This window comes from Xanthomonas sp. CFBP 8445, assembly GCF_025666235.1.
GTDB lineage: Bacteria > Pseudomonadota > Gammaproteobacteria > Xanthomonadales > Xanthomonadaceae > Xanthomonas_A > Xanthomonas_A indica.
Genome location: NZ_CP102594.1, coordinates 640,686 through 667,137, shown reverse-complemented (window position 1 = coordinate 667,137; position 26,452 = coordinate 640,686). Strand labels below are relative to the sequence as shown.

At 68.1% G+C, this 26,452-nt stretch carries 25 protein-coding genes and 1 other RNA gene; 13 read left to right on the top strand and 13 right to left on the bottom strand.

Features of this window, described 5'->3' with window-relative positions; all coding sequences use genetic code 11:
* Window positions 1–12 precede the first annotated feature (12 nt).
* Complete coding sequence (locus NUG21_RS02975) at window positions 13–873, bottom strand: DeoR/GlpR family DNA-binding transcription regulator (RefSeq protein ID WP_317852476.1); 861 nt, start codon at window positions 871–873, stop codon at window positions 13–15.
* A gap of 433 nt (window positions 874–1,306) precedes the next feature.
* Here NUG21_RS02975 and NUG21_RS02970 point away from each other — a divergent pair, with 433 nt between their 5' ends.
* Window positions 1,307–1,780 carry a YehS family protein gene (locus NUG21_RS02970; RefSeq protein WP_019798843.1) on the top strand — a complete coding sequence of 158 codons (474 nt, stop codon included), beginning with the start codon at window positions 1,307–1,309 and terminating at the stop codon, window positions 1,778–1,780.
* A gap of 156 nt (window positions 1,781–1,936) precedes the next feature.
* Entirely contained in the window at window positions 1,937–2,755 is an 819-nt protein-coding gene (locus NUG21_RS02965; RefSeq protein WP_160945652.1) for an HDOD domain-containing protein, read from the top strand.
* A gap of 86 nt (window positions 2,756–2,841) precedes the next feature.
* On the opposite strand, the gene NUG21_RS02960 is transcribed toward NUG21_RS02965, so the two are convergent.
* On the bottom strand, window positions 2,842–3,990 hold the full coding sequence (locus NUG21_RS02960; protein WP_263392233.1) for an exodeoxyribonuclease III: 1,149 nt from the start codon (window positions 3,988–3,990) through the stop codon (window positions 2,842–2,844).
* Between the two features lie 74 nt (window positions 3,991–4,064).
* Between NUG21_RS02960 and NUG21_RS02955 the strand changes: the two genes are divergently transcribed.
* Window positions 4,065–4,271 (top strand): hypothetical protein, encoded by a 207-nt coding sequence (locus tag NUG21_RS02955; RefSeq protein ID WP_160945654.1) that lies wholly within the window; start codon window positions 4,065–4,067, stop codon window positions 4,269–4,271.
* A gap of 98 nt (window positions 4,272–4,369) precedes the next feature.
* Window positions 4,370–4,864, top strand: a complete 495-nt coding sequence (locus tag NUG21_RS02950; protein ID WP_263392232.1) for a hypothetical protein — start codon at window positions 4,370–4,372, stop codon at window positions 4,862–4,864.
* Window positions 4,865–5,217: 353 nt separating this feature from the next.
* Here the strand turns inward: NUG21_RS02950 and NUG21_RS02945 are convergent, their stop codons facing one another.
* Complete coding sequence (locus NUG21_RS02945) at window positions 5,218–5,607, bottom strand: ribonuclease domain-containing protein (protein ID WP_019797684.1); 390 nt, start codon at window positions 5,605–5,607, stop codon at window positions 5,218–5,220.
* Window positions 5,608–6,007: 400 nt separating this feature from the next.
* On the opposite strand from NUG21_RS02945, the gene NUG21_RS02940 reads away from it, so the two are divergent.
* Window positions 6,008–6,790: a lysophospholipid acyltransferase family protein gene (locus NUG21_RS02940; RefSeq protein ID WP_317852482.1), complete on the top strand. Its 783-nt coding sequence runs from the start codon at window positions 6,008–6,010 to the stop codon at window positions 6,788–6,790.
* Between the two features lie 51 nt (window positions 6,791–6,841).
* Here the strand turns inward: NUG21_RS02940 and NUG21_RS02935 are convergent, their stop codons facing one another.
* Together NUG21_RS02935 and NUG21_RS02930 are read right to left on the bottom strand one after the other, a co-directional pair.
* Window positions 6,842–7,678: a DUF6348 family protein gene (locus NUG21_RS02935; RefSeq protein ID WP_263392230.1), complete on the bottom strand. Its 837-nt coding sequence runs from the start codon at window positions 7,676–7,678 to the stop codon at window positions 6,842–6,844.
* Between the two features lie 273 nt (window positions 7,679–7,951).
* Window positions 7,952–8,686 carry a hypothetical protein gene (locus NUG21_RS02930; protein WP_242084797.1) on the bottom strand — a complete coding sequence of 245 codons (735 nt, stop codon included), beginning with the start codon at window positions 8,684–8,686 and terminating at the stop codon, window positions 7,952–7,954.
* A 135-nt stretch (window positions 8,687–8,821) separates the two neighbouring features.
* Here NUG21_RS02930 and NUG21_RS02925 point away from each other — a divergent pair, with 135 nt between their 5' ends.
* Window positions 8,822–9,133: a hypothetical protein gene (locus NUG21_RS02925; RefSeq protein ID WP_263392229.1), complete on the top strand. Its 312-nt coding sequence runs from the start codon at window positions 8,822–8,824 to the stop codon at window positions 9,131–9,133.
* Window positions 9,134–9,179: 46 nt separating this feature from the next.
* On the opposite strand, the gene NUG21_RS02920 is transcribed toward NUG21_RS02925, so the two are convergent.
* From NUG21_RS02920 to NUG21_RS02895, 6 genes are all read right to left on the bottom strand, one after another.
* Complete coding sequence (locus tag NUG21_RS02920) at window positions 9,180–10,382, bottom strand: sensor domain-containing phosphodiesterase (RefSeq protein WP_263392228.1); 1,203 nt, start codon at window positions 10,380–10,382, stop codon at window positions 9,180–9,182.
* Between the two features lie 488 nt (window positions 10,383–10,870).
* Entirely contained in the window at window positions 10,871–12,199 is a 1,329-nt protein-coding gene (locus NUG21_RS02915; RefSeq protein WP_263392227.1) for a pyridoxamine 5'-phosphate oxidase family protein, read from the bottom strand.
* A gap of 146 nt (window positions 12,200–12,345) precedes the next feature.
* Window positions 12,346–13,626, bottom strand: coding sequence for a hypothetical protein (locus tag NUG21_RS02910; RefSeq protein ID WP_263392226.1), 1,281 nt, complete (start codon window positions 13,624–13,626; stop codon window positions 12,346–12,348).
* A 10-nt stretch (window positions 13,627–13,636) separates the two neighbouring features.
* On the bottom strand, window positions 13,637–14,476 hold the full coding sequence (locus NUG21_RS02905) for a TSCPD domain-containing protein (RefSeq protein ID WP_263392225.1): 840 nt from the start codon (window positions 14,474–14,476) through the stop codon (window positions 13,637–13,639).
* Between the two features lie 87 nt (window positions 14,477–14,563).
* Window positions 14,564–15,268: a hypothetical protein gene (locus NUG21_RS02900; protein ID WP_019796310.1), complete on the bottom strand. Its 705-nt coding sequence runs from the start codon at window positions 15,266–15,268 to the stop codon at window positions 14,564–14,566.
* Window positions 15,269–15,458: 190 nt separating this feature from the next.
* Complete coding sequence (locus tag NUG21_RS02895) at window positions 15,459–18,731, bottom strand: ribonucleotide reductase barrel domain-containing protein (protein WP_263392224.1); 3,273 nt, start codon at window positions 18,729–18,731, stop codon at window positions 15,459–15,461.
* A gap of 493 nt (window positions 18,732–19,224) precedes the next feature.
* Between NUG21_RS02895 and NUG21_RS02890 the strand changes: the two genes are divergently transcribed.
* Window positions 19,225–20,661 carry a Do family serine endopeptidase gene (locus NUG21_RS02890; RefSeq protein ID WP_160945666.1) on the top strand — a complete coding sequence of 479 codons (1,437 nt, stop codon included), beginning with the start codon at window positions 19,225–19,227 and terminating at the stop codon, window positions 20,659–20,661.
* 10 nt (window positions 20,662–20,671) lie between these two features.
* On the opposite strand, the gene NUG21_RS02885 is transcribed toward NUG21_RS02890, so the two are convergent.
* Both NUG21_RS02885 and NUG21_RS02880 read right to left on the bottom strand, forming a co-directional pair.
* The gene (locus NUG21_RS02885; RefSeq protein WP_160945667.1) at window positions 20,672–20,899 is read right to left on the bottom strand and encodes a hypothetical protein; all 228 of its coding nucleotides are present in this window, start codon (window positions 20,897–20,899) and stop codon (window positions 20,672–20,674) included.
* A gap of 26 nt (window positions 20,900–20,925) precedes the next feature.
* Window positions 20,926–21,002: non-coding RNA, sX9 sRNA (locus NUG21_RS02880), on the bottom strand.
* A gap of 215 nt (window positions 21,003–21,217) precedes the next feature.
* Here NUG21_RS02880 and NUG21_RS02875 point away from each other — a divergent pair.
* The 6 genes from NUG21_RS02875 (at window position 21,218) to NUG21_RS02850 (ending at window position 26,194) form a co-directional block, all read left to right on the top strand.
* The gene (locus NUG21_RS02875; protein ID WP_010340149.1) at window positions 21,218–21,589 is read left to right on the top strand and encodes a hypothetical protein; all 372 of its coding nucleotides are present in this window, start codon (window positions 21,218–21,220) and stop codon (window positions 21,587–21,589) included.
* A 7-nt stretch (window positions 21,590–21,596) separates the two neighbouring features.
* The gene (locus tag NUG21_RS02870; RefSeq protein ID WP_160945668.1) at window positions 21,597–22,073 is read left to right on the top strand and encodes a phage holin family protein; all 477 of its coding nucleotides are present in this window, start codon (window positions 21,597–21,599) and stop codon (window positions 22,071–22,073) included.
* A complete protein-coding gene (locus NUG21_RS02865) occupies window positions 22,070–22,543 on the top strand; it encodes a hypothetical protein (protein WP_160945669.1) in 474 nt (157 codons plus the stop codon). Before NUG21_RS02870 ends, NUG21_RS02865 begins: the two co-directional genes overlap by 4 nt.
* Before the next feature lie 300 nt (window positions 22,544–22,843).
* The gene (locus NUG21_RS02860) at window positions 22,844–23,956 is read left to right on the top strand and encodes an AI-2E family transporter (protein WP_263392223.1); all 1,113 of its coding nucleotides are present in this window, start codon (window positions 22,844–22,846) and stop codon (window positions 23,954–23,956) included.
* A 104-nt stretch (window positions 23,957–24,060) separates the two neighbouring features.
* Entirely contained in the window at window positions 24,061–24,774 is a 714-nt protein-coding gene (locus tag NUG21_RS02855; RefSeq protein WP_263392222.1) for an HAD family hydrolase, read from the top strand.
* A 49-nt stretch (window positions 24,775–24,823) separates the two neighbouring features.
* Window positions 24,824–26,194: a leucyl aminopeptidase family protein gene (locus NUG21_RS02850; protein ID WP_242084776.1), complete on the top strand. Its 1,371-nt coding sequence runs from the start codon at window positions 24,824–24,826 to the stop codon at window positions 26,192–26,194.
* Window positions 26,195–26,452: the final 258 nt, after the last annotated feature.

Here is a 26,452-nt window from a genome sequence, read left to right as displayed (position 1 = left end):
GTTACAGGTGCCTCAATTCGCAGCCACGTCCAGGTCCGGCGCGCCCGGATCGGCAGCATCGCCCTCGGCGACGAACACCCGGGTGCCGGCCGCGTCCAGCACCGCGGCCAGCTCGGCCGGCGGCGCGCGGTCGGTGAACCAGGCGTGCACCCGCCCGATCGGCCCCAGCCGCACCATCGCGTTGCGGCCGAGCTTGCTGTGGTCGGCGGCCAGGAACACCTGCCGCGAGTGCTCGATGATCGCCTGCGCCACCCGCACCTCGTGGAAGTCGAAATCCAGCAGCGTGCCGTCGGGGTCGATGCCGGAAATGCCGATCACGCCGAAGTCCACCTTGAACTGGCGGATCAGCTCGATGGTGGCCTCGCCGGTGACGCCTTGGTCGCGGCCGCGCACGCGCCCGCCGGCCACCATCACCTCGAAGCTGGGATTGGCGCTCATCATCACCGCGACGTTGAGGTTGTTGGTGATCACGCGCAGGCCGCTGTGGCCCATCAGCGCGCGCGCCACGTCCTCGTTGGTGGTGCCGATGTTGATGAACAGCGAGGCATCGTCGGGGATGTGCTGCGCCAGCAGCGTGGCGATGCGCCGCTTCTCCTGCGCCTGCAGCGACTTGCGCGCCGCATAGGCCAGGTTCTCCACGCTCGAGGGCAGGCTCACGCCGCCGTGGTAGCGGCGCAGCACGCCGGCCTCGCACAGCAGGGTCAGGTCGCGGCGGATGGTCTGCGGCGTCACCTCGAAACGCGCCGCCAATCCTTCCACCTCGGCATAGCCTTGCTGGCGCACCAGCGCCACCAGTTGCTCCTGGCGCGGATTGAGCGCAGAGACTGCGTTCGGCTTGGGAATCGGATGGTCCATGCCCCGATGATGGCGCATGCGCCGGCGGATGCAACCGCGCCGCGACGACGCAGGGCGCCGCGACGCGTGCATACCCTCGGTGAACCGCAACCCTGGCCTGGGCCTGCGCGGTCTACGCACTGATGCGGGCCAGCGCCTAGGGCCTGTCACCCATTCCCGGGTAGGTCGCGCCGCCCTTGCGCGTGCCTGGGGCAAGGAAGCGCGAGGGAGTGGACGTGCGTCCACGACCGAGCAATGACGCAGTCCCGGGCATGCACAAGGGCGGCCCTTCGGGTTGTCGCTGCAAGGCCGCCATCTTCGCGCCGCGCGGCTTGACCTGACGGCCAGTCAGGCCTACGCCACGCGACGCAAACCTGACGGCCTTGCAGCGCCAACGCGGCCTACCCGGGAATGGGTGACAGGCCCTAGACTAGCGCCCCTCGCCGGGCCGCCCGGCACTCCCGCACCGATCATGCTCAACAACGACATCCTGCGCTCCATCCGCTACATGCTCGACCTGAGCGACCAGAAGATCGTCGATCTGGCGCACCTCGCCGATCCCGCGTTCCCGATCGACAAGGCGCAGATCCCGGCGTGGCTGAAGAAGGAGGACGAGGACGGCTTCGTCGAATGCAGCGACGCGGTGCTCGCACACGTGCTGGACGGGCTGGTGTTCCACTACCGTGGCCGCGACGACAGCCTGCCGCCGCGCCCGGTGGAAGCGCGTGTCACCAACAACGTGGTGCTGAAGAAGCTGCGCGTGGCGTTCCAGCTCAAGGACGTGGACATGCACCAGATCTTCGACGCGGCCGGTTTCCCGGTGTCCAAGCCGGAACTGTCGGCGCTGTTCCGGCAGCCGGAGCACAAGAATTTCCGCCTGTGCGGCGACCAGTTGCTGCGCAATTTCCTCAAGGGCCTGACCCTGCGCGTGCGCGGCGCCGGCTGAGCCGCGCGCACCGCGGCACCAGGGCGCGGCCGTCGCCGCGAGGCCGGTTTTCCACACACCGGCCATCGCGAATCGGTAGGATGCGCGCAGTCCGCCACCGTGGCGGCGCGGCCGGCCACCGGCCCTGCCCGCCTCCCGTTCCGTTCCGAGGGTCCCATGAAGCTAGAGGCGCTGTTCGACCAGTTGCACACCCTGCCGACCATTCCCCAGGTGGCGCAGGACCTGATCCTGCAGTTCGATGCGCCGGGCACCAGCCTGGACGCGGTGGCGCGCAACATCGAACGGGACCCGGTGATCGCGGCCAAGGTGTTGCGGCTGGCCAATTCGGCGCGCTTCCGCGGCGCGCGCGATTCCACCACGGTGGAAGACGCGGCGCTGCGCCTGGGCTTCAACACCTTGCGCACCCTGGTGCTGGCCTCCTCGGTGACCGGCGCCTTCCATGCGCCGGCGCATTTCGACCTGCGCGCGTTCTGGCTGCACAGCTTCGAAGTGGCCGGCGTGTGCCGGTTGCTGGCGCGGCAGAAGGGCCTGGACGCGGAGACCGCGTTCACCTGCGGCATGATGCACAACATCGGCGAACTGCTGATCCAGACCGGCGCGCCCGACTACGCCGCGCAACTGCACCCGGACGCCTCGTCCAGCGGCCGCGCCGCCGACGAGACCGTGCAACTGGGCTTCGGCTACCCGGAAGTGGGCGCCGAGCTGGCGCGGCGCTGGCACCTGCCGCAGGTGATCCAGACCGCCATCGCCTTCCAGGCGCGGCCGCTGCAGGCGCCGGAAGGCGAGCCGATGCCGAAGGTCGTGGCCCAGGCCGCCTTGGTCGCCGACGCGCTGGAACGCCATGGCGGCGCCAACGAGCAGGCGCGGCAGGCGGTAACCGGCCCGCTGATGGACGACGTGGACCTGGACGCCCTGTTCGCCGCGCTGCCCGACGTGATCGAGGCCGATCGCGCCTTTACCGAGATGCTGAAGTAAGGGAAGACATACGCCGCGTCGGCCACGCCGCGCGGCGGTAGCCAGGGATCGGTGCCCTCCCCGCTTCGCCGCGCCCTCATCCGGCGCTACGCGCCACCTTCTCCCGGTGGGAGAAGGGGTGGTTTGCGGCGCTTGGTGCCGCGTGCGGGCTTGGGCGGCGCCTCGGTCGCGGCGCGCGGCTTGCGCGCTTTTGGCGTCTGCGCTTTCGGCGTTGTCGCTTTCGTCGCCTTTGCTGCGCGTGTCGTCTTTGTTGCGGGCTTTGGCGTCGACGCTGTCTCAGCAGCGCGGGCCGTCGTCTTGCGCTTGGTCCGCGTTGCCTTCTTCGCCGACGCCACCGCGCCAGATGCGGCGGTGCGTGGCGTCTTTTTCGCCTTGCCGCCTTTGGGCTTGCCTTCGGCGCCCCCGTCACCGCGCCTCGGCTTGGCCGACGCCGCGGCGGCACCGCGGGCCGGCGACGCGCCGATGGCGACCCAGGTCGGCGCATGGTCGCTGGCATGCGGCAGGTCGCGCACCCAGCGGTCCACGCCGGCATCGCGCAGGCGCGCGGCCAGTGGGGGATTCAGCAGCAGGTGGTCGATGCGCAGCCCGGCATCACGTTGCCAGTGCTGGCGGAAATAATCCCAGAACGTGTACACGCGGCGCTCGCCGTGCACCTGGCGCAGGCTGTCGGTCCAGCCTTGCGCCAAGAGCTCGGCATAGGCCTGGCGGCTTTCCGGCTGCAGCAGCGCATCGCGCCGCCACGAGGCCGGGTTGTAGATGTCCGCATCGGTGGGCACCACGTTGAAGTCGCCGATCAGGGCCACCGGATGCGGCAGCGCCACCAGGTGCTGCGCATGCCGCTGCAGGCGCGCGAACCAGTCCAGCTTGTAGTCGAACTTCGGCCCTGGGCGCGGATTGCCGTTGGGCAGGTACAGGCAGCCGACCAGCACGCCGTGCGCCTTCGCCTCGATGTAGCGGCTCTGGGTGTCGCGCGGGTCGCCGGGCAGGCCGCGCCGGCTCTCGATGGGATCGCAGCCCTTGGCCAGCAGCGCCACGCCATTCCAGCTCGACTGCCCCATCCACACCGCGCCATAGCCGGCGGCATGCAACTCGGCCAGCGGGAAACCCGCATCCACGCTCTTGAGTTCCTGCAGCCCGACGATGTCCGGCGCCTCGCGCTGCAACCACTGCAGCAGCTGCGGCAAGCGGCTGCGGATGCCGTTGACATTGTAGGTGGCGATCTTGAGCGTCTTCATCCGGCGCGCCTGCAGAACCAGCCATCACCTTGGCTCCGCTACCCTCGACGCATCGTGAAAACGGGAGCCGCCGCATGACCCCGCTCGACAAACCCTTGCGCCGCGAACTGGAGATCGACGGCGTGCACTACACCCTGACCGTGGACCCGGACGGCCTGAAGCTCACCGAGAAGGGCCGACGCAAGGGCCTGGAACTGCGCTGGAGCGCCCTGGTCAGCGGCGACGCCGCATTGGCCACCGCCTTGCAGGCCTCGCTGGCCGATCGCCCCGGCAAACGCTGAGCGCGGGCACGGCGGGCGGCTTGGCGGCGGCACGCCGGCGGACGTGGCCGCCGATGATGCTATCGTCGCGCCATCGGCAACCAGCAGGGAGCGGACGGATGCACAGGCGCAGCGATGGTGCGATCGGAAACGGACAGATGCGCCCCCGGCATGCGCGCTGGATCGTGATCCCGCTGCTGCTTGCCTTGCCGTCGCTGGCGGCCTGCGCCTCGCCGAACACGCCGGACAGCCTGCGCGTGTCCAGCACCAATACCTACGCCGCAGGCACGCCCGAGTGGCGGCAGGTGCGCGACTGGCTGGCGCAGCACCGTACGCGCAGCGACGGCGTGCGCATGGGCAATCTCGACCAGCTCGGTCCCATCGTCCTGAGCTACACGCGAGCGCTGCCGCCCGCCAGCGAGCGGCTTCCCGCGCCCGTGCCACTGCCGGCCAACGGCGCGACCAGCGACAGCATCGCCATTACCAGTTGCTCAGACAACGTGCGCCAGTCGTGGCGCTACGGCGTCGAGGCACGCCCTGAGGGTGCGTGGGTCCTGACGTCGTTTGCTACTTCGCAAGCTGAGGATTGCAAGCAGGCCGATAACACGCACTGACGCTGCAATCGCCATCGCGGCGTATGCCAGGCTCCGCGTCGCATCGCCGTTCACCCTTGCTGCGCCTCGGCGAGACGCACGTTGTTTTTGTAGGAACGGCTTCAGCCGCGACGGGCTGCCCCGGTAACGCCTCGTCGCGGCTGAAGCCGCTCCTACGCGTGCGCCTCGCCGTGCTGTTTAGAGACCTGTTTCAGCCGCCACGAACGACAGCGCCCCTCGGTGTCACGCATCCGTGGGGCGGAAGCACCACAGCTGCCGCCTGCCCGACGCGACGCTCCTGATGCTCACGCACCGCGCTGGCGCATCGCATCGGCTGGCACCGACCAGAGGTGGACGGCGCCAGCCGAACCCCCTCACTGCACCGCGCAGAACGTGGTGTAGTGGTCGGCCGAGTAGTAGCGCTGCGCGATCGTCGACTTGGCCTTGCCGTCGGTGGCCAGGAACACCAGGCGATAGGTGCCGGCCGCGCCGCCCGGATCGCGCCGCGCCTTGCCTTCGTAGTAGGTCTGTCCCTTGCCGGCTTTCGGCAGGCGCCCTTCGGCGTTGCCGAACACCTGCACGTCCACCTGGGTGGAACCGCAGGCGGCGATCGGGTTGGCCATGGTGATGCAGTACGCCATGTCGCGTGCGGCATCGCGCACGTAGGTCGGCAGCGCACTGCAGGCGGGCGGCGCCTTTTGCGCCTGCGCCTGGGTGGACGCCAGCAGCGCGGCGAGCAGGGCATAGGAAATCGGACGATGCATGGACGTGTTCCTTGGAAGTGGTCGGGATGGTCTCCACGGCGAACGGCGCCGTGGCGGACGCTGCCACAATGCGCAAGCGTCACCGCCACGCCCATCGGGCGATGGCTGATCTGCGGAAGATGCAGTTCCCCGGTGCGGCATGGGCCTGAAACACCTGCGAAGGCACGACGTGAGCCAAGCACGGCATCGGCATCGGCATCGGGAAGGCGGAAACGGCGTGACGCCTGACGCGCTCACGCGACACGCCATGGACAAGGCGGCGGCGTGATGCCGAAGACGCAGGCCTCGGCTACCATCGCCGCGGCCACGCCAGCGCGCGCGCCGACCGTCTCCCCAGCCGCCACCGCCCATGCCCGACGCCGCTTCGCCCCGCCCCGCCGCAGCCCCCCTTGTCGGCCGCCTGCGTACCGTCGTTCGCGTGGCCATCTGCCTGGTCGCCAGCGTGCTGCTGATCCCGCCGCAGTGGCTGTTGATGCGCCTTACCCGCGGCCGCGGCGCGTTCGTGCTGCCGCGGCTGTGGTTCGGCTGCCTGCGGCGCGCCCTGGGCATCCGCGTCGAGGTGGTGGGCGTGCCGCGCGACGCGGGCGGCACGCTGTTCGTCGGCAACCACATCTCCCACTTCGACATCGTGGTGCTGGGCAGCCTGCTGCGCGCACGCTTCATCGCCAAGAACGACATGGAGCGCTGGCCGGGCATGCGCCACATCGGCGCGCTGGCGCAGACCGTATTCATCAGCCGGCGCCGCCAGGATGCCGCCGCCGTGGCGGCCGCGGTCGCCGCGCAACTGCGCCCGGATCACGACGTGGTGCTGTTCGCCGAAGGCACCACTTCCTCCGGCGAACGGGTGGCGCCGTTCAAGTCCAGCCTGTTCTCGCTGTTCCTCAGTGCCGACCCCGGCGCGCGGCACTGGACGCTGCAGCCGTTCACGCTGGAGGTGCGCAGCGTCGACGGGCAGCCGCTGGCCCAGGGCGGCGATCGCGATGCGTATGCCTTCTATGGCGAGATGCAGGCCGGCGCGCACGTCGCGCACTTCCTGCGCCTGTCCGGTGCGGTGGTCAGGGTGACCTTCCACGCACCGATTGCGGTCGCACCGGGCAGCGACCGCAAGGCGCTGGCCGCGCAGTTGCACGGCATCGTGGCCTCGGCACTGCCTGCCGCGCCGGCGGACGCGGCTGCGGCCTAGACCAGGGCGACACAAGAACGGGCGCGCGCCCGGGCAACGCCCACTGGCGCGTCAGTGCATGGCGTCCGGCACCACCGGCTCCGGCAGGCGCACCACCGCGTATTGCTTGCGGAACTCCAAGGCACCCAGCGCCGGCCAGGTCTCGGCGTAGCGGCGCAGGCAGGCCACGCCGTCGGGAAAGTCCTCGCCGTTGACCCGGCAATCGGCCGCGACCTCGCCGTCGGCATCGCGCGAGGCGAACAGGCGGATCCCGAGCATGCGCTGATCCCGCTGCAGCAGCGGCATCAAGGCATCCAGGCTGTTGGTGAACAGGCAGCACGGGCAGAACGCGTGTTCGGTGTCGTCGCCCGCCGCGGCCCGGGCCGCATCGCCGTTCATATGCGCCACCGGCCCCAGCACCACCGTGCGCCGCACCGAGGCCTGCGCCCCGGCCTCGGCAGGAAACTCCATCTGCAAGGTCATGCAGCGGGCCTCGGCGGGAGCGCTCACCGCCTCCGACAGCGCCACCAGATCGGTGCGCGCCCAGGTGGTGAAGCCCGAGGCCAGACTCGCCTCGGTGTCCTCGCCGATGGAATGCTGGAACTCGACGATCCCCTCGGGGAACAGGCTGCGGTGATGCACGCGGATGCAGCTGGCCGTGCGCACGCCGCTACGCAGCTCGGCCAGGTCCACCAGTTCGGTGAGCAGGTGCAGCCCATTGCCGAGTACGACGCCGTCCTCGTGCAAAGTCGCCGCATGGCCCTCGCGCTGCAGCACCTGCAGCAACAACTGCTGCAGTGCGCGGCCCGGTTGCGCGTCGGGTGCGGCCTCCGAGCCTGCGGCATCGGGGGCGGCATCGGCCCCGCGGGGCGGGGTGCGGGACAACAGGCGTCGCAGTCGATCGATCATCCTTGCTCCAAGGCGTCCAACGCGCCATCGGTCGCCGGAAGTATGCGCAGTCGCCCGCGGCGACGGCAACCGGCGCCGCCACAAGTCTTATCGCCAGCGACGCATCGCGGGCGGGCGCGATCGCATCGGCGGCCTTTGCACACGCGCGCCGCCGTCGATCGCAGGCGCAGCAGCGCCATCGCATCGCCTCTCGCGCCGGCCCTGCTGCACGGCGCCGCACGCAGGCGGCGCCCTCGCAGCGCGTCCTGCCATGCGCCTGGCGCAGGCGCCTGCTCAGTCCTTGGCCGCCTCGCACAGCTTGCGATTGAACCAGGTGGACTTGGCGATAGGCAGGTAGGCGTCCCAGTCGGTGGGCGGCAGCATGGTGCTCTGCTTTTCCAGTTCCGCCTGGAACGAGGCTTCGTCGTGGCTGCGACCGGCCATGGTGCCGTCCAGCACCGCCAGGCACTCCTGCGGCCGACCCAGGCGCAGCAGGGTGATGGCACGGTCGTTGGCGAAGCGGTCGCGATCGAGCCAGTTGAGGAAGCCGCCGCACTCGCCTTCGAACGCCAGCATGCCGGCCAGCGCCTTGTCATAGCGCTTGCCGCGGTAGTCCTGCAGATAGGCCTCGCGCCGCCGGCTGCTGGCCGCGGCAGTGCAGCCAGCCGGGAGCTGCAGGTAGTCGCCTTCGAAACTGGCGCGCATGCCGCAGTAGTCGCGGCAGCTTTCCTGGGTCAATGCGGCCACGTCGAACCCGCCCGGCACCGGCTTGAAGGCGAGCTTGCAGGGCACGTCGCCGGCGTCGTTCACCTCGGCCTTGTCGCCCTGCAGCGTGCCCGACAGCGAGCAGGTATGGCCATTGGCGCCGACCGACAACAGGTCGAACTGGCGCACCCCGCCCTTCTCGGTGACCCGCATGCTGCCCCAGCCTTCCTTGGTGCTGTATTCGCCGGGCGTGGGGCCGGCTGCCGCCGCGCCGAACGCCACCAGCCACACCAGCATCGCGCTCCATCCGTATCGCCGTACCATCGTGTGTTCCTGCCTTCGATCAGAGCCGGCAAGTGTGCGCCATCGCCGCGGCGGCGGACCAGTGCCGATGTCGCACCCGCGCAGCGACGGCCTGTGCACGGCGGCCGCGCCTGGGACAGCGGCCTGGACCACGACGTGGCGGCGGATGCCGATGCGAACGTCCTGGCGCCGCTGCGCCAGGACGCCAACCACCGCAACGGCTGGTACGCGTTCTACCGCAGCGGCAAGGCGGCGCTGAACATGCCGATGCGCAGCTTCGCCGCCCGCCGGCGCGACAGCGCCCGGACCTTGCTGCTGATGGCGCCCGGCTGGTGCGGATCGACATCGGCGGGCCGCAGGCGCGCCTGCCATCGACGACAGCATCCCGCCCCTGCTCGACACCGTCGGCGCCGCCACGGTCGCGGCGGCCAGCACTATCTGGATGACCTGGGCCGAGCGGTGCCGTAGTAAACGGTCGCCGCAGGCCAGTGACGCGCCGGCACGCGGCGCCCGCTCACGCCCCTTCGGCCTGCGCCAAGGCCAGCGCTTCCTGCTCAGGCAGCGGCCGCGACAGGAAATAGCCCTGCACGAAATCGACGTCGAGCGCGCGCAGGGTCTCCAGTTCCTCGGCCGTCTCCACGCCCTCGGCCACCACGTGCGAGCCGATCTCGTGCGCGAAGTTGGTCAGCCCCTTGGCCAGCGCGCGGCACGTGCGGTCGCTGTCGATGCAGTGGGTGATGCTCATGTCGAGCTTGATCACGTCCGGCTGCAGCCGCAGGATGTGGCGCATGCTGGCGTAGCCGGCGCCGGCGTCGTCCACCGCCAGGCGTGCGCCGCGCGCGCGCAGCGGCGCCAGCGCATCGGCCAGTTCCAGGTAGTTGCGCACGATGGCGTGCTCGGTGATCTCCAGGGTCAGGCGCGCGACGTCGATGTCGTCCCCGAGCAGCACCGCCAGCGCCTCGGACGTCAGCAGCTCCGGTGACAGATTGAGATTGAGCCGGAACGTCGGGGGAAACCGCCGCAGATAGGCCAGTGTCTTGGCCACCACGTGCAGTTCCAGGCGGATGCCGACGCCGGCCAGCTCGGCCTGCTGGAACCACTTGTCGGGGCCACGCTGCGGGGCGATGTCGAAACGCGACAGGCACTCGAACCCATGCAGGCGCATACCGTCCAGCGCGAACAATGGCTGGAACACGATGCGCGGCGCGCCCGCCGCCAAGGCGCCGTCGATCTCGTCGATCATCGCCTGCCGCTCCAGCTTGTGCGCCTCCACTTCATGCAGGCGCAGGGCGAGAATCTCGGCGAATGCGCGCAGCATGCCGATGTCGCGTTCGCCCAGGCCGTGCCTGGGCAGGAAGCTGAAACAGCACAGCGTGCCGTACACCCGTCCGCCGACCTGGATCGGCACGCTCATGTGCGCGCCGATCGGGATCGAAAAGGTCGCCGGGATGCATTGCGCGGCCGGCACCAGCGAGGTATCCGGAATGAGCTGCGGCAGATCGCCTCGCACCACGCCCATGCAGTAGCCGTCGGCCAACGGCAGGATCTGGCCTTCGTGGATCGGGCAACCGGGCGGACCGTCCACGTGGTCGAGCACGCGATCGGTCGCGCGGAAGCGCGACAGGAACGCCACATCCATGTCCAAGTGCTGGCGCACCACGCGCAGGCAACGGCGCAGTTCGCGGTCGCTGATCTCACCCGACAACAGCTCGAACAACGGATGAGATTCCGATGCACCCTCGCTCGACGCCATCCCGCTTCTCCCCCGAAAGCGTTGCGGCCCACGCGGCTCGGGCCGCGCACGGCGCCGAGCCGTGACCGACCTGATCGAGCAACGGGGAACCCCGGGCGTTCCCCGCGCTATCCAGCGGGCGACACGTCCTTGTCGTTCGACTGTAAAGCGTGATGTACAGCGGCGAAAGCACCCGCGTGTTCAGGAAGCGAGCTGTCTACGGCAGCGACCGCGTCGAACAGCCGCGGCGCGGCTCCAGCCAACATGCTGGCGCCGCCGATGGCGGACCGTTCAGGCAACGCGGCCGCAGTCACCGACTGGCAGGCGCCCTGCGAGTCGAGCGACACCGACGTCTGCCAGCGGCGCACCGTAGCAGAGGCGGCTGACCCGGGACCGGTGGCCGCATCACCGGACGACACGCAGATCACCCTGGACAAGGCGCCGCGCACGCCTCGCCCGTTCACCCAGACGTGCTAGTACAGCGTATCGCGCGTACGCTGCGGCAATTCCCGGTCATAGGCGTCGGCGTCGAACGCGTCGTCGGTCAGGTGCGCGAGCATGGTGCCGGGACTGGGCAGACGATCGCGCGGCAGGTGCCGCGCCGGATCCCATAGCTGCGAGCGCACGATCGCCCTGGCGCAGTGGAAGTACACCGCCTCGATGTGCACCACGATCACGCTGCGCGGCAAGCGCTCGCCGACCGCAAACCGCGCCAACAGGTCCGGATCGACGCGGATCTCGGCATGGCCGTTCACGCGCAAGGTTTCGCCGATGCCGGGAATCAGGAACAACAGCGACAGGCGCGGATCCTGCAGCAGATTGCGCAGCGTATCGATGCGGTTGTTGCCCGGCCGATCCGGAAACGCCAGCGTGCGCGCATCCAGCACCTGCACGAATCCCGGCGCGTCGCCGCGGGGTGAGCAGTCCAGGCCCTCGGCACCGGCCGAAGCCAGCACCACGAACGGCGACGCGTGCACGAACGCCTGGTAGTCGGCGTTCAGATGATCGATTTGCTTGCGCACTGCGCGCTCGGCGGGTTGGCCGTACAGGGCTTCGAGGGCGTCGAGGCTGGTGATGCGATGCGCGGCGTGCCCCGCCGGCGAGATGGGCGACGCCATCTCAGTCGGCACGTCCGCCTTGGCAGCGGCAGCATTGGCGAGCGCAGCGGCGAGCACGCTTTCGTAAAGGTGCAGACGCAGACGGAAATTAGCGCCAAGCCAACTCACCATCCATAGAATCGCCGCGAACATCGCCAGAATTGATAACCATGCAGGCAAGGCAAGCAGATCGCGCCAGTTGCGCAAAACGACGAGCAGCGACAAGCACAGAGGTAGCAAACCCAGCTTATCCATACCGCCGACGAACAGACCGAGCTTGGCAACTAGACGTTCCTGCGCCATCTTCGCGTAACGCAATTGGTCTTCCAGCACTTCGCGTGGATAGATCAGCAACCACTGAGCTAACTGACGCAGTTCGCCGACATCATGATCGTGCTGCAAGATCCACTGCCGGCGCGCATTGGAGAATTCGTAGATAAGCAACCCGACCGTGCGTAGGAAATAAGGCACAAAGGTAACGGTGAGCGCCAGCCCGACCTGCGACAGCGTCACCATCCAGTGCTGCGGCGCTATCCAGACCAACAGCAGCGAAGGCAGCAGCGCGAGCATTGAACCCACCCATCCCACCGCATTGAGCATCCGCATCCAGCGCGGCGTCGACAACGCAGACACCGGCCCTTCCGGCATAGCTTGTATTTTCTGCTCCAGCAGCGCGAACGTCAGCGGTGGCGTGGTGGCATCCATGGCCGCGATCTCCTTAGGCCAGAGGCGCGCACTGGCTTTTTATGAATAAAATTTTTACTTTAAATTCGCGCATTATCCACTCAGCGACAGATGCGGCATTGAACGCATTTTACTCAGAACTGACTACTAACTGATTCAGACCACAATCACTCCAACATATTTAAAACTGGGCGCGCCTCGTTCGTTTCAGCAGCTCTCAAAACCTCGGCCTTCCCCAGCAAGCCTTTCTCGATAATATTTTTAACGAGATGCGGATAATTGAAGCTCCACTTAACCTCTGGATTTTCGATAGCAGCTAAAATCTTATTAGCATCATCCCGGGAAAGAAGATCAATCATTCTTTCAGATATAGCCGAGCAAATGGCATTAGATGAGTCCCAACTTCCTGATGTCAAAAGCATTTCAACAGCCCGACTTATTACCGGGCGAGATGGAGCTCTAGCAACCTTCTGAACGAACTCTCGAAGCTGACTCGGCGTTACACGACTCAACCTCTCATTCACCTCTTCAAACAGAAAATTTATATCAGAGGCAAAATTTAAAATTCCTAAATCAGCTTCGCCAATTCTTTTTACAAACTCCTTAAGCTTAATTCTAACGCCTGCACTTACTTTTGAAAGCAGATGAGGCTCCTTTGAAATGACGAGTATAAGATAGCCAAGCTGTCTGTCATCAACCTGATCAAAAATTGACGATACTTTTTCATTAACAACAGAATCTACCACTACCCCATGAAGCTGGCGGCAAGCAAACGCCGCTGCAAGCCTTCTTTCGAACTGGTCTGCATTCAACTTCTCCCTTAAAAGAGAAGTCAGACAGCCCAAGAAAAAATCCCTCACTACAGTTTTTTTTGCCCGAATCAAGGGTGTTGCACTTAAAGCAACAACCGCGTCTTGAGTCTTCCTGGGAAAATACTCGGAGTCCACAGTCGCGCGAATTGAAGCCAGAGCTGATTTGCCTTGCACTGGCGGCCTTTCCAGCACGTGCTCAACTGCATTGCGAAGATGAGCTCTAGCGACTTCTGCAGATGCGTCTAGAACGTCCAAATCTTGATTCAGGTTAGGGTGACCGAAGCGATTCCTATCTTCAAAGAGGCGCCGAAGATCAACGCATTCCTGCTCGGATATAAGCTCGTAACTTGATTTGGCCAGATCCAACACATCGCGTTCGAACTTTAATGCGCCAGCAGTGTCTCTTTTCGCTTGAATTTGATCGAACTCAGCAACCAATTGAACAGCAGATGCGTCGCCAGCCAAAGCCAGCTCCCTAAACTTATCCACAAAATCATAAATAAGTGCTATCCATGTTGCGACGATGCATGATCGATAGGCGCCAACTTTATAACAACGCACAGCCTCTTCAATAAAAGACTTAGCTGCAATACTCCTTACGCGCTCCGCGAGAACCTCAACGTCAATGAGAGTCATTATTAATCACTCACCCGCACTTGCTATACCCACAATTCAAACAAGTCGCACACCCGTCCATGATGACGAGCGCCTTGGTATTGCACTTGTGGCACATCGTGGCCGACGGCGGGAAACTCGCGCCGTCGCCGGTGACGGCGATGTCCTCTTCGTGGTCGGCGGTGGAGTGGGCGGACACCGTACCCTCATCCGCCCTGCGGGCGCCTTCTCCCACAGGAGAAGGCACCGCCTTGCTCACTTCACTGTTTTTTTTTGAGCGTTCTTCGTACTGCTTGCGCTTCTCGGCGATCAGCGCGCGCTGGTGGTCGCTCATCTCCGGGTCGTGCAGCAGGCCGATCGACTTCATGTGTTCTTCGACGATGCTGCCCAGTTCGGCGACCAGCGACGGCATGTACACGCCGCCGGCCTTGAAGTAGCCGCCCTTGGGGTCGAACACCGCCTTCATTTCGTCGACCAGGAAGGTGACGTCGCCGCCCTTGCGGAACACGGCGGACATGATGCGGGTCAACGCCACGATCCACTGGAAGTGTTCCATGGACTTGGAGTTGACGAAGATCTCGAACGGGCGGCGCAGTTCGTGTTCGGTGCCGGCATTGAGCACGATGTCGTTGAGGGTCACGTACATGGCGTGTTCCACCAACGGCGACTTGATCTTGTAGGTGCTGCCGATCAGCACGTCCGGGCGCTCGATGCGCTCGTGCATGTGGATGATGTTGTCGGCCGGCGCTTCGGCCTCGGCGGTGGCACGGTCGATCGACGAGGCGGGCACCGCGGCGGCGGCGTCGCGCGCCTTGTCCTCGGGGGTGACGACGGCGTAGCCCTTGATTTTCTGGTCGATCTTGATGGCCATGAGGCGTGCGTTCCTGGAATGCGGATCGGGACGGGCGTGGGCCCGGCCTCTCTCCCGCGTGCGGGAGAGAGGGTGCGACGGGACGGCTTACTTCTTGGCGCGGGTGGCCGCGGCCTTCTTGCCGGCGGCCTTGCGCACGGCGGTCTTCTTCACCGCGGCGCTCTTCTTGGCGACCTTGGCGGTGCTCTTCTTGACCGCCTTGGCGGCCTTGCCCACGGCCTTCTTGGCCACGGCCTTGCGCGCGCCCACGCTCTTCTTCACCGCGCTCTTCTTGGCGACCACCGACTTCTTGGTCACGGCCTTCTTGGCGGCGACCTTCTTGACCGCCTTCTTCGGCGCGGCCTTCTTGGCGGTCACTTTCTTGGCCAGGGCCTTCTTGGCGACGGCCTTCTTCGCGACCGTCTTCTTGGCGGCGGCCTTCTTCGCCGGCGCCTTCTTCGCAGCCGCCTTCTTGGCGGTCTTCTTGCCGCCCTTGCTCAGCGAGGCCGCTTCGGCCTGGGCGCTGGCCTTGGCCGCTTCCAGCTTCTTGCGCGCGCTGGCGACGGTCTTCTTGACGGCCTTGCCGGCCTTCTCGGCGCGCTTGGCGACGGCCTTCTCGGCCTGCTTCACCACCTTGCGGGTCTTGGCGACCTGGTCCTGCACGCGCTTCTGCACGTTCTCGGCGGTCTGCTTGACGCTGGCGACGGCCTCGCTGGCGGTGGCGGCGATGGTCTCGCCCACGTTGGTGGCGGTTTCTTTCACGTTCTCGGCGACCTGCGTCAGCGTCGCCGTGACTCCATTCCCAGTGCTCATAAAACCCTCCTCAGGGTGTCAGTGTTTATGTAACGCGGGCGATGCTATACCGATTGCAGCGAAGCGGGGAGCCGGAAACGGCGACAGGCGGCGGACGGTGGGGAAGCGTTGGGGAAGCGCGGCGCGCCGCGCTCCCGGGCTCCCACCGCCGCCCTCCCCTCCGCCGGCGCGGAGAGGAGACGGGACGGCATCAGAACTTGCCGTAATACCCTTCTTTCAGCGCATCGAACAGGTTGGCGGCGGTATGCATCTCGCCGTCGTATTCGATCTGTTCGTTGCCCTTGACCTCGACCACGCTGCCGTCTTCCAGCTCGAAGCGGTAGGTGGTGTTCTCCAGGTCCGCCTCCTTGACCAGCACGCCCTGGAAGGCGGCCGGGTTGAAGCGGAACGTGGTGCAGCCCTTCAGCCCCTGCTGGTGGGCGTAGCGGTAGATGTCCTTGAACTGCTCGTAGGGATAGTCGGTGGGGACGTTGGCGGTCTTGGAGATGGAGCTGTCCACCCACTTCTGCGCGGCGGCCTGCACGTCCACGTGTTCCTTGGGGTGGATGTCGTCGGCGGCGATGAAGTAATCCGGCAGGCGCGCGGCGGTGTCCTCGGCGAACGGCATCGCCTTGGCGTTGACCAGGTGGCGATAGGCCAGCAGCTCGAAGGAGAACACGTCCACCTTCTCCTTGCTCTTCTTGCCTTCGCGGATCACGTTGCGGCTGTAGTGATGGGCGAAGCTCGGCTCGATGCCGTTGGAGGCGTTGTTGGCCAGGCTCAGCGAAATGGTGCCGGTGGGGGCGATGGAGCTGTGGTGGGTGAATCGCGCGCCCACCTCGGCCAGCTCCTCGACCAGCGCCGGCGCCACCTCCGCGATGCGCTGCATGTAGCGGCTGTACTTGGCGTGCAGCAGCCGGCCCTCGATGCGCTCACCGACGCGCCAGCCGTCGCGGGCCATCTCCGGGCGCTGCCGCAGCATCGCCGCGGTGACCTCGAAGGTCTCCTGCATGATCGGCGCCGGGCCCTTTTCCTTGGCCAGCGACAGCGCGGTCTCCCAGCCGGCCACGGCCATCTCGCGGGCGATGGCCTCGGTGAACTCGCAGGACTCGGCGCTGCCGTACTTCATCCGCAGCATGGTCATGGTCGACCCCAGGCCGAGGAAGCCCATGCCGTGGCGGCGCTTGCGCATGATCTCGTCGCGCTGCTGCTGCAGCGGCAGGCCGTTGACCTCGACCACGTTGTCGAGCATGCGGGTGAACACCCGCACCACGTCCTTGTATTCCTCCCAGTCGAAGCGGGCGCGCTCGGTGAACGGCTCGCGCACGAAGGTGGTGAGGTTGATCGAGCCGAGCAGGCAGGCGCCGTAGGGCGGCAACGGCTGCTCGCCGCAATTGTGGGCGTGCAGACCGTTGCCGTCGAAGGTGTTGATGCCGGGGACCTGAACGTCGTAGACGTCTTCGATGCCATCGGCGGCCACCGACTGCACGGTCGCCACGAAGCGCTCGCGGTTCAACTGGCGACGGTAGCCGGACAGCATCGCCTTGAGGCGGTTGGCCTTGGCGGTGTCGGCAAAGCCCACCCGCTGGGCGAAGGCGTCGAGGTTGTCGCCGCTGACGACCAGTTCGTGCTGCGCCTTGGTGGGATAGGCACGCGTGCCGCCGTGCCCGTCGGGGAGCAATGCCGTGCCGGCGGGCCGCCGGTCGCGGTAGATCTGCGAGGCGATGCCCAGCCGCAACAGCATGCGCTGCGCTGCCTCCAGCCGTGCCAGGTCGGACTGTGCCAGGCGCACGCTGACGCCCTTCTCCTGGCTGCCCTGCACCGAGCCGTCGGTGTCGAACAAGCCGCGCAGGAAGCCGCGATGGAAGTCGCTGGAGGTCTTCTCGACGGCCGGCGTGATCGCCTTGTCGCCCGGACGCAGGCCCAGCTCCAGGGCCAGATCGCGCAACGCGGCCGACTTCAGGCGGTACTCGCCACGCTCGCGCACCTCGCTCCAGCCGGCGAAGTCGGCACGGTGCGGCAGGCTGCGCGCGCAGCGCAGGGCTTCGTCCATCAGCGCCACCGGTGCCAGCGGCGCCGCATTGACGGCGGCGGCTTGCGACCAGACAGACAACACGGCGGCCTCCTGCTTGAGCGTACCGTCGCCCACCAGCATGCCGAGCAGGAAACCTTCCTCATAGCTGCGCGCGCCGCACCACTCCGCACCGGCACGATGATTGTTGAGCAGCACCCGGTCGCCTGCGACCAGTTGGTCCGCCTGGCACCATTGGGTGTCCAGCGACCAACGGGTCTGGCGCACCACGCGCCGCACGCGGTGGTCTGCGGTCAGGCGCAGCGCGTAACCCTCCTGCGTCTGCAGTCGTACCACCTGCTTGTGCGCGGTCTTGAAGAAACCCTCCGCACCGGTGGCATGGTCGCCGCCATCGACCCGCGCCAGGAACTGCGTTCCCAGCAGATCGGCGACCTGACGCGGCCCCTCGGCGGTCTGCACCCAGGTATCGGCGGTCACGCAAGGATTGGTCGCGCGGATGTTCTCGCACCACCAGTTGTTGTTCATTTCGTTGACGCGGTCGATCAGGATGAAGCCCGGCTCGGCGTAGTCGTAGGTGGAGACCATGATCATGTCCCACAGGTGGCGGGCGCGGATGTGCCCGTACACCTTGCACGCGACCAGGCCGTCGTCGCGCACGATGTAGTCCTGGTGCGTGGGCCAGTCGCGCCACACCACGGCGCTGGCGTCGGCCAGGTCGATGTCGGCCTCTTCCTTGCGGTTCACCGGGAACACCAGCGGCCAGTCGGCGTCCTGCTCCACCGCCTGCATGAAGCCGTCGGTGATCAGCAGCGACAGGTTGAACTGGCGCAGGCGCCCGTCCTCGCGCTTGGCGCGGATGAAGTCCTTCACGTCCGGATGGGATACGTCGAAGGTGCCCATCTGCGCGCCGCGGCGGCCGCCGGCCGAGGACACGGTGAAGCACATCTTGTCGAAGATATCCATGAACGACATCGGCCCGGAGGTGTAGGCGCCGGCGCCGGCCACGAACGCGCCGCGCGGGCGCAGCGTGCTGAACTCGTAGCCGATGCCACAGCCGGCCTTGAGGGTCAGCCCGGCCTCGTGGACCTTCTCCAGGATGCCGTCCATCGAGTCGGTGATGGTGCCCGACACGGTGCAGTTGATCGTGCTGGTGGCCGGCTTGTGTTCCTGCGCGCCGGCATTGGAGGTGATGCGCCCGGCCGGGATCGCGCCGCGGCGCAGCGCCCAGGCGAAGCGCTCGAACCAGTAGGCGCGCAACTCGTCGGTGGATTCGGCATCGGCCAGCGCCCGCGCCACGCGCAGGTAGGTGCCGTCGATGTCGGCATCCAGCGGCTCGCCCTGCTTGGTCTTGAGCCGATACTTCTTGTCCCAGATGTCCTGCGACGCCGGCTGCATCGGGATGGGGTCGTGCTTGGATCCGGTCTGGACGACTTCCAGGCGCACCGTACTCATTCTGCTGTGTTCTCCTCGAACCTGTCCCGATGGGGCGGATGGGTGGTCACCCGCCGTGTGTCTTGTCTATATCGCACTTGCGCTGCACGGCAGAGACGGCCGCGGCAGCGCACGCGGCGCCTGCCCTCGACCGTTCGACATTCCCCGAATCCGCGACGTTTCCTGTCACCGTCCCGTCATGCACCGCCGAGCGCGCCCCTGGATGTAAATTCCTGGTGAAGAAAACCCTATGTCTAGTGCCGCACCGATGCGCTACCGCTACATGTTGTGGCTGCGGCACGCGTGAACGCTAACCCCGGGCAGGCCGACTGTCAACGGCGCCGCACGCCCATTGCACGCCATCGAGATGCGGCGCGCACGGGGCGCGTACACGGCCTTGCGCAAGCGGCATTCGGCGCGCTTTCACTGGCGGTTAAACGCCGCGCGTTCATCTTGATTTACGCGCACGCGCGCCCATCTGCCCCACGTCTCCCGCGTCCCCGGAAAACCACCCATGCGACCGCTGCCTACGCTGCTGACCCTGACCGCCGCCGCTGCCTTCGGCGGTTTCGCCGCCACCGCGATCAACGCGCAACTGGACAACCGCGCCGAGGCCGCGCCGGTGGCGGCGGCACCGCCGCTGTCCGGCGCCGCGCGGCTGCCGTCCTCGGTGGCCGGCGAGCCGCTGCCGTCGCTGGCGCCGATGCTGCAGAAGGTGATGCCGGCGGTGGTGAGCATCAACACCAAGCAGGTGGTACGGGTACGCAATCCGTTCTTCAACGACCCGATCCTGCGCCGCCTGTTCCCGGACATTCCGCAGGAGCGCATCAACGAGTCGCTGGGCTCGGGCGTGATCATCGATGCCAAGAACGGCTACGTGCTCACCAACCACCACGTGGTGGAGAACGCCGACGACGTGCAGGTGACCCTGGCCGACGGGCGCAGCTTCAAGGCCGAGTTCATGGGCTCGGACGCGGACACCGACATCGCGCTGATCCGGATCAAGGCCGACAACCTCACCGAGATCCGCCTGGGCGACAGCGACAAGCTGCGCGTGGGCGATTTCGTCGCCGCCATCGGCAACCCGTTCGGCTTCACCCAGACCGTCACCTCCGGCATCGTCTCGGCGATGGGCCGCAACGGCATCCGCGGCCTGGGCTACCAGAACTTCATCCAGACCGACGCCTCCATCAACCCGGGCAACTCCGGCGGCGCGCTGGTGGACCTGCGCGGCGAACTGGTCGGCATCAACACCGCCAGCTTCAATCCGCAGGGCAGCATGGCCGGCAACATCGGCCTGGGCCTGGCGATCCCGTCGAACCTGGCGCGCGCGGTGGTCGACCAGTTGATCAAGAACAACGGGGTGATGATCCGCGGCACCTTCGGCATCGAGACGCAGAACCTGACCACGCAGATGGCGCAGGGCCTGGGCCTGTCGGCGCCGCGCGGGGCGCTGGTGACGCGGGTGCTGGCCGGCTCGTCGGCCGCGGCCGCCGGGCTGCAGCCGGGCGACGTGGTCGTCGGCGCCAACGGCGAGCGCCTGGACAGCGCCGAGGCGCTGCACAACTACGAGGGCCTGCAGCCGGTGGGCAGCACGGTGACCTTGGACGTGCGCCGCGACGGCAAGCCGCTGCAGCTCAAGGTCGCGCTCAAGGAACAGCCGCGCGCGGTCAGCGGCGAGTCGCTGGACCCGCGGCTGAGCGGCGCCACCTTCACCGACCTGCCCGAATCGCTGCGCCAGTCCGGCATCTCCGGCGTACTGATCGGCAACGTGGCGCGCGGCAGCCGCGCGGCGCGCAACGGCCTGGCCGGCGGCGACATCGTGGTGGCCGCCTCGGTCGGCGAGTTCGCCGACCTGGCCAGCTACCGCGCCAACTTCGCGCGCAAGCCGGCGCAGTTGGTGCTGCGCGTGGTGCGCGGCGGCGCGCAGGCCGACCTGGTCATGCAGTGAGGCGACGCCCTCAGTCCAGGCGCGCGGCGTAGTCGTCGCGCACGTGCTGGTTGAGATAGGTGGTGAGGCCGCGCCCGGCCGCGGCCAGGCGCTGCATCTCCAGCACGTGGAGCAGGCCGGGATGATGGCGGTCGTAACGGTAGGTGGCGCCATCGGCGAAGCGCAGCACGATCCAGTCCGGACCGCTGTCGTAGGCGACCACTCCGGCGTGGCCGCTCCGGTTGCCGTATGCGTGCATGACAGGTCCTCCAGGGCTTTTGGGATGGCTGACAAGACGTCGCGAGCCGCCGCCAGTTGGGGTGCGGCCGGCGCGAAGTAACCGCCGTGCACGCGTGGTGCCTGCCGGTTCCGAGCACGTCCGCGCCGACGGTGGCTGCGAGTCGTTTTGCTGGCCGCTCTTGGCCATTCGCCGGCAGAGCGCCGACACTATGGCGCATCGCCCGCGGCGACGAGCTAACACCCCGTACACCCCGCCGATGGTATTGGTGTCGCCCCGTTCTGCGCAGCGTCCGCATCGGCGGACGGCAGGCCCCCAAACCCCAGAGGAGACATGCCCATGAATGCCAGCCCGACCAATACCGAAAACCTCAAGGACAACCTGAGCGAGGCCGGCGCGCACCTGAAGTCCGCGGCCAGCTACGCCGGTGATGCGATCAAGGGCGCTGCCGGTGCCGCCGGTGAAGAACTGAAGCTGGGCAAGGCCAACGTCAAGGCCGAGCTGTCCGACAGCGCCCTGTCCGGCTTGGCCGCGGCCGAGTTCGGCGGCGCGGCGGCGAAGGAGCAGGTGGACGTGCTGCTGGACAAGGGCCGCGACCTGATCGACAGCGCTGCCGAACTGATCCGCGAGCGTCCGCTGGCGTCGTTCGGCGTGGCCTTCGCCACGGGCTGGATCATCGCCAAGCTGGCGCGCAGCGGCGGCGACAAGTAAGCCGCACGTGAGCGAGGAGCAGGCCCGCGCCGACGGTGCCGCGGCGGACGCCGCGGCCGCACCGTCGCTGGAGGAATCCTTCCGCGCGCTCGGCACCGCCGGCCGCGAAGGACTCACCGCCACCCTGGACACCGGCCGCGCGCTGCGCAAGCTGGTGGCCGCGGATCTGGCCCTGGCTCGCGCCGCGTTGGCGCGGGCCCTGGTATGGCTGACCGTGTCGGTGGCGTTCGGCGCCTCGGCCTGGATGCTGCTGATGGGCGCGATGATCGCCTTGCTGCAGCGCATGGGCTGGTCGTGGCTGGCGTCGATCTCGGCGACGGCCGCCTTCAGCCTGGTGGTCACCGCGCTCGGTGCCTGGCAGGCGTTGCGCTACTTCGACATGAGCAAGCTCGACGCCACCCGCCGCCAGCTGGCCAAGCTGGGCATCGGTGGCGATGACGAGGACAGCGACGAAGACGTCGCCAAGCGCGAGGCCACGCCATGACCCTGCGGCAATTGCAGCACCGCATCGCCCGCGCCGAATCGGTGCTGGAAGGGCGCCAGGAGCAGGTGCGCACGCACTGGACGACCCTGCAGCAGGTCTGGCGCGAAGGCTGGACGCCGTGGCGGATCGTGATCGTTGGCCTCGGCACCGGCTTCCTGGTCGGACGCGCCGAACCGGCGGCCGTGGTCGGCAAGCTCGGCGGCGCACGCTGGCTGCAGATGCTCAGCGCGGTCTCCAGCCTGATCAACGCCACCACCGCCAAGAGCGCCTCGGACAACGCCGAGCGCGCCTCCGACAATGCCGAGGAGGCGGCGGATACCGCGCAGGACGCGGCCGAGGACGCCAGCACTCCGCCCGCAGCGCAGCCCGCCGCTGCCCCTGCTGCCGGCCCGCGCCCCTGGCCGCCGATGGCCTCGCGTCCCGGGCACCCGGCCGCGGCGGAAGCGGCGACCGACCTGTCCGAGCGCTAGGTCGCCCCCGGCAAGCACACGGAGCGCAGTGTAGGAGCGGCTTCAGCCGCGATGGGCGTTCCCGGTAAAGCCCGTCGCGGCTGAAGCCGCTCCTACGATGGCGCCGCACATCCGGTTCCATTGCGGCGCCGCCGGATTGAACGCAGTGCCAGGCGACCGCGGGCGCAACGCCGCGAGCACGCGGCGGCCACGCGGTCTTGATACCGCCCCGGCCACGATCGGCCTACACTTCGCTTCCTTTTCGACGCCGTCCGGCGCATGCGCTGCGGCGCGCGCCGCGGCCACCGTCTCGCAGGTCCGATGAGTACAGTTTCCGATCCCGCGGCCGTCGCCGACGACGCGCCGCATGACGCCCTGCCGCCGCCGCCCGCGCCGCGCCCGCGCGGACCGGTCTCGCTGGTGGTGCTGGCGACGCTGGCGGTCTGCTACACGCTGTGGGCGGCACAGGACGTGATCCTGCCGATCCTGCTCTCGGCCTTCTTCGCCCTGGTCGGCAACCCGATCCTGCGAGTGTTGCAACGGCTGTACCTGCCACGCTTCCTGGCCGCGCTGCTGGTGCTGCTGTCGGGCATGGCGGTGGCGACGACCTTGACCGTGCAGTTGGCCGGCCCCGCTGCCGAGTGGGCGCAGCAGGCGCCGGCGCAACTGCGCCACCTCGCCACCCAGGTGCGCGATCTGACCAAGCCGATGCAGCAGGCCAACCAGGCCGCGGAGAACTTCGCCCGCGCCGCCGGCGGCGAGAGCGGGCGCCGCGTGCAGGTGATCCGCACGCAGATGGACGACCCGTACAAGGCGCTGGTGCGGACCCCGCGGCTGGCCGCCTCGGTGCTGGCGGTGGTGCTGCTGACGTTCTTCTTCATGGTGTTCGGCGAGAACCTGCAGCGCCATGCGATCGCCTTGCTGCCCAACCGCCAGCAACAGAAATTCACCACCGAGATCCTGCGCTCGATCGAACGCGAGGTCTCGCGCTACGTCCTGACCATCACCGTGATCAACACGCTGGTCGGCCTGATCTTCGCCGGCATCCTGATCCTGCTGAAGATCCCGCCGCAGGAAGCGTTGCTGTGGGGCACGGTGGTGGCGCTGCTGAACTTCGCGCCGTACGTGGGGCCGCTGATCGGCGCGGTGCTGATGCTGCTGATGGGGTTCGTCGCCTTCCGCGACCCGCTGAGCGCGGCGCTGCCGGCGATCCTGTACCTGGCCCTGCACACGCTTGAGGGCCAGGTAGTGACGCCGATCGTGCTCGGCCGGCGCATGGCGATCTCGCCGCTGATGCTGATCCTGGCGCTGATGCTGTTCGGCTGGCTGTGGGGCATGATCGGCCTGCTGCTGGCGGTGCCGCTGCTGGTGTGCATCAAGATGGTGCTGGCGCGGGTGGAGGGCATGCAGCGCTGGGCACGGCTGCTGGAGTGAGGCGGGGATTCGGGATCGGGCGTCGGAAGCGCCTCGGCGTGCTGTCTATCGGATGCTGCCCGCGACGGCGGTGGCGCTTGGCGTAAAATGCGCCGGTGACTTCCATGCCCTCCTTCCCCGTCCGCGCGATCACGCTGGATCTGGACGACACGCTGTGGCCGTTCGCGCCGATCGGCGCGCGCATCGAGCAGGTGCTGCACGACTGGCTGCTGCAGCACAGCCCGGCCACCGCCGCACGCTTCCCGGTCGCGGCGATGCGGCAGCTGCGCGAAGACGTGTTCGCCGCGCATCCGCACCTGCATCACGACCTCAGCGAACTGCGCCGCTTGACGCTGCGCCGCGCGCTGCACGAGAGCGGCGCCGACGCCGCCCTGCTGGAACCGGCCTATGCGGTGCTCCATGCCGCGCGCAACCAGGTGGAGTGCTATCCGGACAGCATCGCCGCGCTGGAGCGCATCGCCGCGCGCGTGCCGGTGGTGGCGCTGAGCAACGGCAACGCCGACCTGGCCACGATCGGCCTGGACCAGCATTTCGCCTTCCAGCTCAGCGCCCGCGAGCACGGCGCGGCCAAGCCGGACCCGGGCATCTTCCGCGCCGCCTGCGCGCGCCTGGGCCTGCCCTGCGCGCAGGTGCTGCACGTAGGCGACCACATCGAGATCGACGTGGTCGGCGCGATGCAGGCCGGCCTGCGCGGCTGCTGGATCAACCGCGATGCGCAGGCCTGGCATCCGCCGACGCCACCCGACCTGCATTTCGACACCCTCACCGGCCTGGCCGACTGGCTGGACGCGACCCAGCCGGCGGTCGCGCGCGCATGACCTGCGCGCGCTGGCCCGCCGGCCACCTCCCTCTTCCAAGGATCCGCTGATGTCCCTGCCGACCGGCTTCACCGACGCCTCGTCCCACGCGCTGCCGCTGTACGTGCTGGACCGCGACCACCTCGCCGAATGGCGCGCGGCGCAAGCGCCGGCCTGGGCGGCGTGGATGGACGCCCAGCAATTCGTGGCCGCACCGGGCAGCGTGCTGCTGCTGCCGGGCGCCGACGGCGTGGCCGCCGCGGTGCTGGGCGTCGGCGATCGCGGCGATGCGTATGCCTATGCGCATGCGCCGTACGCGCTGCCGGCCGGCAGCACCTGGCGGGTGGAGACGGCGCTGGACGCCGACACGCTGGCGGCGCTGCACCTGGGCTGGGGCCTGGGCAGCTACCGCTTCGCCCGCTACAAGCAACCGGCGCGGCTGCCGGCGCAGTTGCTGGCCACGCCGCAGGCGGAAGTGCGCGACCTGATCGCCGCCAGCCTGCGCGTGCGCGACTGGGTCAACACGCCGACCGAGCACATGGGGCCGGAGCAACTGGAAGACGCCGCGCGCGCGATCGCGCAGGAACACGGTGCGCAGTTCGAGAGCATCGTCGGCGACGCGCTGCTGGCGCAGAACTTCCCGGCGATCCACGCGGTCGGCCGCGCCTCGCACCGCGCGCCGCGGCTGCTGGTGCTGCGCTGGGGCGAGGAGGCGCATCCGCACGTGGCCTTGGTCGGCAAGGGCGTATGTTTCGACACCGGCGGCCTGGACCTGAAGCCGGCCGACGGCATGCGCAACATGAAGAAGGACATGGGCGGCGCCGCGCACGCCCTGGCGCTGGCCGGGCTGGTGATGGCGCAGCGCCTGCCGCTGCGGCTGACCGTGCTGCTGCCGGCGGTGGAAAACTCCGTCGGCCCGAATGCGTTCCGCCCCGGCGAGGTCATCGCCACCCGCCAGGGCACCAGCGTGGAGATCGACAACACCGACGCCGAAGGCCGCCTGGTGCTGTGCGATGCGCTGGCCTATGCCGGCGAGCAGCGACCCGACGCGATCCTGGATTTCGCCACCTTGACCGGCGCGGCGCGCATCGCCCTGGGTCCGGACCTGCCGGCGCTGTTCAGCAACGACGACACGCTGGCGCAGGCCTGGATCGCCGCCGGCGAGCGCACTCGCGACCCGGTCTGGCGCATGCCGCTGTGGCGCCCGTACCTGCGCTACCTGACCAGCTCGGTCGCCGACCTGGCCAACGCCGGCTCGCGCATGGCCGGCGCGGTCACCGCCGCCCTGTATCTGGAGCGTTTCGTGCCGGCGCGGCAGGCCTGGGCGCACCTGGACGTGTACGCCTGGAACGACAGCGACCGCCCCGGCCGCCCAGCGGGTGGCGAGGCACTGGCGCTGCGTTCGGCGTATGCGATGTTGAAGGCGCGCTACGCGGGGTAAGCCGCGGTCGATCGGCCTGCGCGCCCCAGGTCGCGCAGGCAGGCGCGGGGCTGGTGTCGAGCGGCATCGGGCGGTGCAGCGCCTCGCGCGTATTCCTTGTAAGCCACTGCGGCCGCGACGCGCGGGGGTGTGAGCATTGCTGTCTTCGGACACCGTCGGGACTGAAGTCCCTCCCACAGTGCAGCACCATGCCCATCGTGCACTCGTAGGAGCGGCTTCAGCCGCGACGCGACGGTGTGAGCAGCGTTGTCGTCTTCG

What these genes read in the sequence shown, in the direction of transcription:
- NUG21_RS02960 (WP_263392233.1), bottom strand. Translation starts at nt 3,990, where the DNA reads ATGAAGACGCTCAAGATCGCCACCTACAATGTCAACGGCATCCGCAGC.
- NUG21_RS02865 (WP_160945669.1), top strand. Translation starts at nt 22,070, where the DNA reads ATGACCCTGCGGCAATTGCAGCACCGCATCGCCCGCGCCGAATCGGTG.
- NUG21_RS02905 (WP_263392225.1), bottom strand. Translation starts at nt 14,476, where the DNA reads ATGGCCATCAAGATCGACCAGAAAATCAAGGGCTACGCCGTCGTCACC.
- NUG21_RS02965 (WP_160945652.1), top strand. Translation starts at nt 1,937, where the DNA reads ATGAAGCTAGAGGCGCTGTTCGACCAGTTGCACACCCTGCCGACCATT.
- NUG21_RS02875 (WP_010340149.1), top strand. Translation starts at nt 21,218, where the DNA reads ATGAATGCCAGCCCGACCAATACCGAAAACCTCAAGGACAACCTGAGC.
- NUG21_RS02975 (WP_317852476.1), bottom strand. Translation starts at nt 873, where the DNA reads ATGCGCCATCATCGGGGCATGGACCATCCGATTCCCAAGCCGAACGCA.
- NUG21_RS02955 (WP_160945654.1), top strand. Translation starts at nt 4,065, where the DNA reads ATGACCCCGCTCGACAAACCCTTGCGCCGCGAACTGGAGATCGACGGC.
- NUG21_RS02910 (WP_263392226.1), bottom strand. Translation starts at nt 13,626, where the DNA reads ATGACTCTCATTGACGTTGAGGTTCTCGCGGAGCGCGTAAGGAGTATT.
- NUG21_RS02900 (WP_019796310.1), bottom strand. Translation starts at nt 15,268, where the DNA reads ATGAGCACTGGGAATGGAGTCACGGCGACGCTGACGCAGGTCGCCGAG.
- NUG21_RS02885 (WP_160945667.1), bottom strand. Translation starts at nt 20,899, where the DNA reads ATGCACGCATACGGCAACCGGAGCGGCCACGCCGGAGTGGTCGCCTAC.
- NUG21_RS02930 (WP_242084797.1), bottom strand. Translation starts at nt 8,686, where the DNA reads ATGGTACGGCGATACGGATGGAGCGCGATGCTGGTGTGGCTGGTGGCG.
- NUG21_RS02915 (WP_263392227.1), bottom strand. Translation starts at nt 12,199, where the DNA reads ATGGATGCCACCACGCCACCGCTGACGTTCGCGCTGCTGGAGCAGAAA.
- NUG21_RS02890 (WP_160945666.1), top strand. Translation starts at nt 19,225, where the DNA reads ATGCGACCGCTGCCTACGCTGCTGACCCTGACCGCCGCCGCTGCCTTC.
- NUG21_RS02850 (WP_242084776.1), top strand. Translation starts at nt 24,824, where the DNA reads ATGTCCCTGCCGACCGGCTTCACCGACGCCTCGTCCCACGCGCTGCCG.
- NUG21_RS02935 (WP_263392230.1), bottom strand. Translation starts at nt 7,678, where the DNA reads ATGATCGATCGACTGCGACGCCTGTTGTCCCGCACCCCGCCCCGCGGG.
- NUG21_RS02895 (WP_263392224.1), bottom strand. Translation starts at nt 18,731, where the DNA reads ATGAGTACGGTGCGCCTGGAAGTCGTCCAGACCGGATCCAAGCACGAC.
- NUG21_RS02950 (WP_263392232.1), top strand. Translation starts at nt 4,370, where the DNA reads ATGCACAGGCGCAGCGATGGTGCGATCGGAAACGGACAGATGCGCCCC.
- NUG21_RS02970 (WP_019798843.1), top strand. Translation starts at nt 1,307, where the DNA reads ATGCTCAACAACGACATCCTGCGCTCCATCCGCTACATGCTCGACCTG.
- NUG21_RS02855 (WP_263392222.1), top strand. Translation starts at nt 24,061, where the DNA reads ATGCCCTCCTTCCCCGTCCGCGCGATCACGCTGGATCTGGACGACACG.
- NUG21_RS02945 (WP_019797684.1), bottom strand. Translation starts at nt 5,607, where the DNA reads ATGCATCGTCCGATTTCCTATGCCCTGCTCGCCGCGCTGCTGGCGTCC.
- NUG21_RS02860 (WP_263392223.1), top strand. Translation starts at nt 22,844, where the DNA reads ATGAGTACAGTTTCCGATCCCGCGGCCGTCGCCGACGACGCGCCGCAT.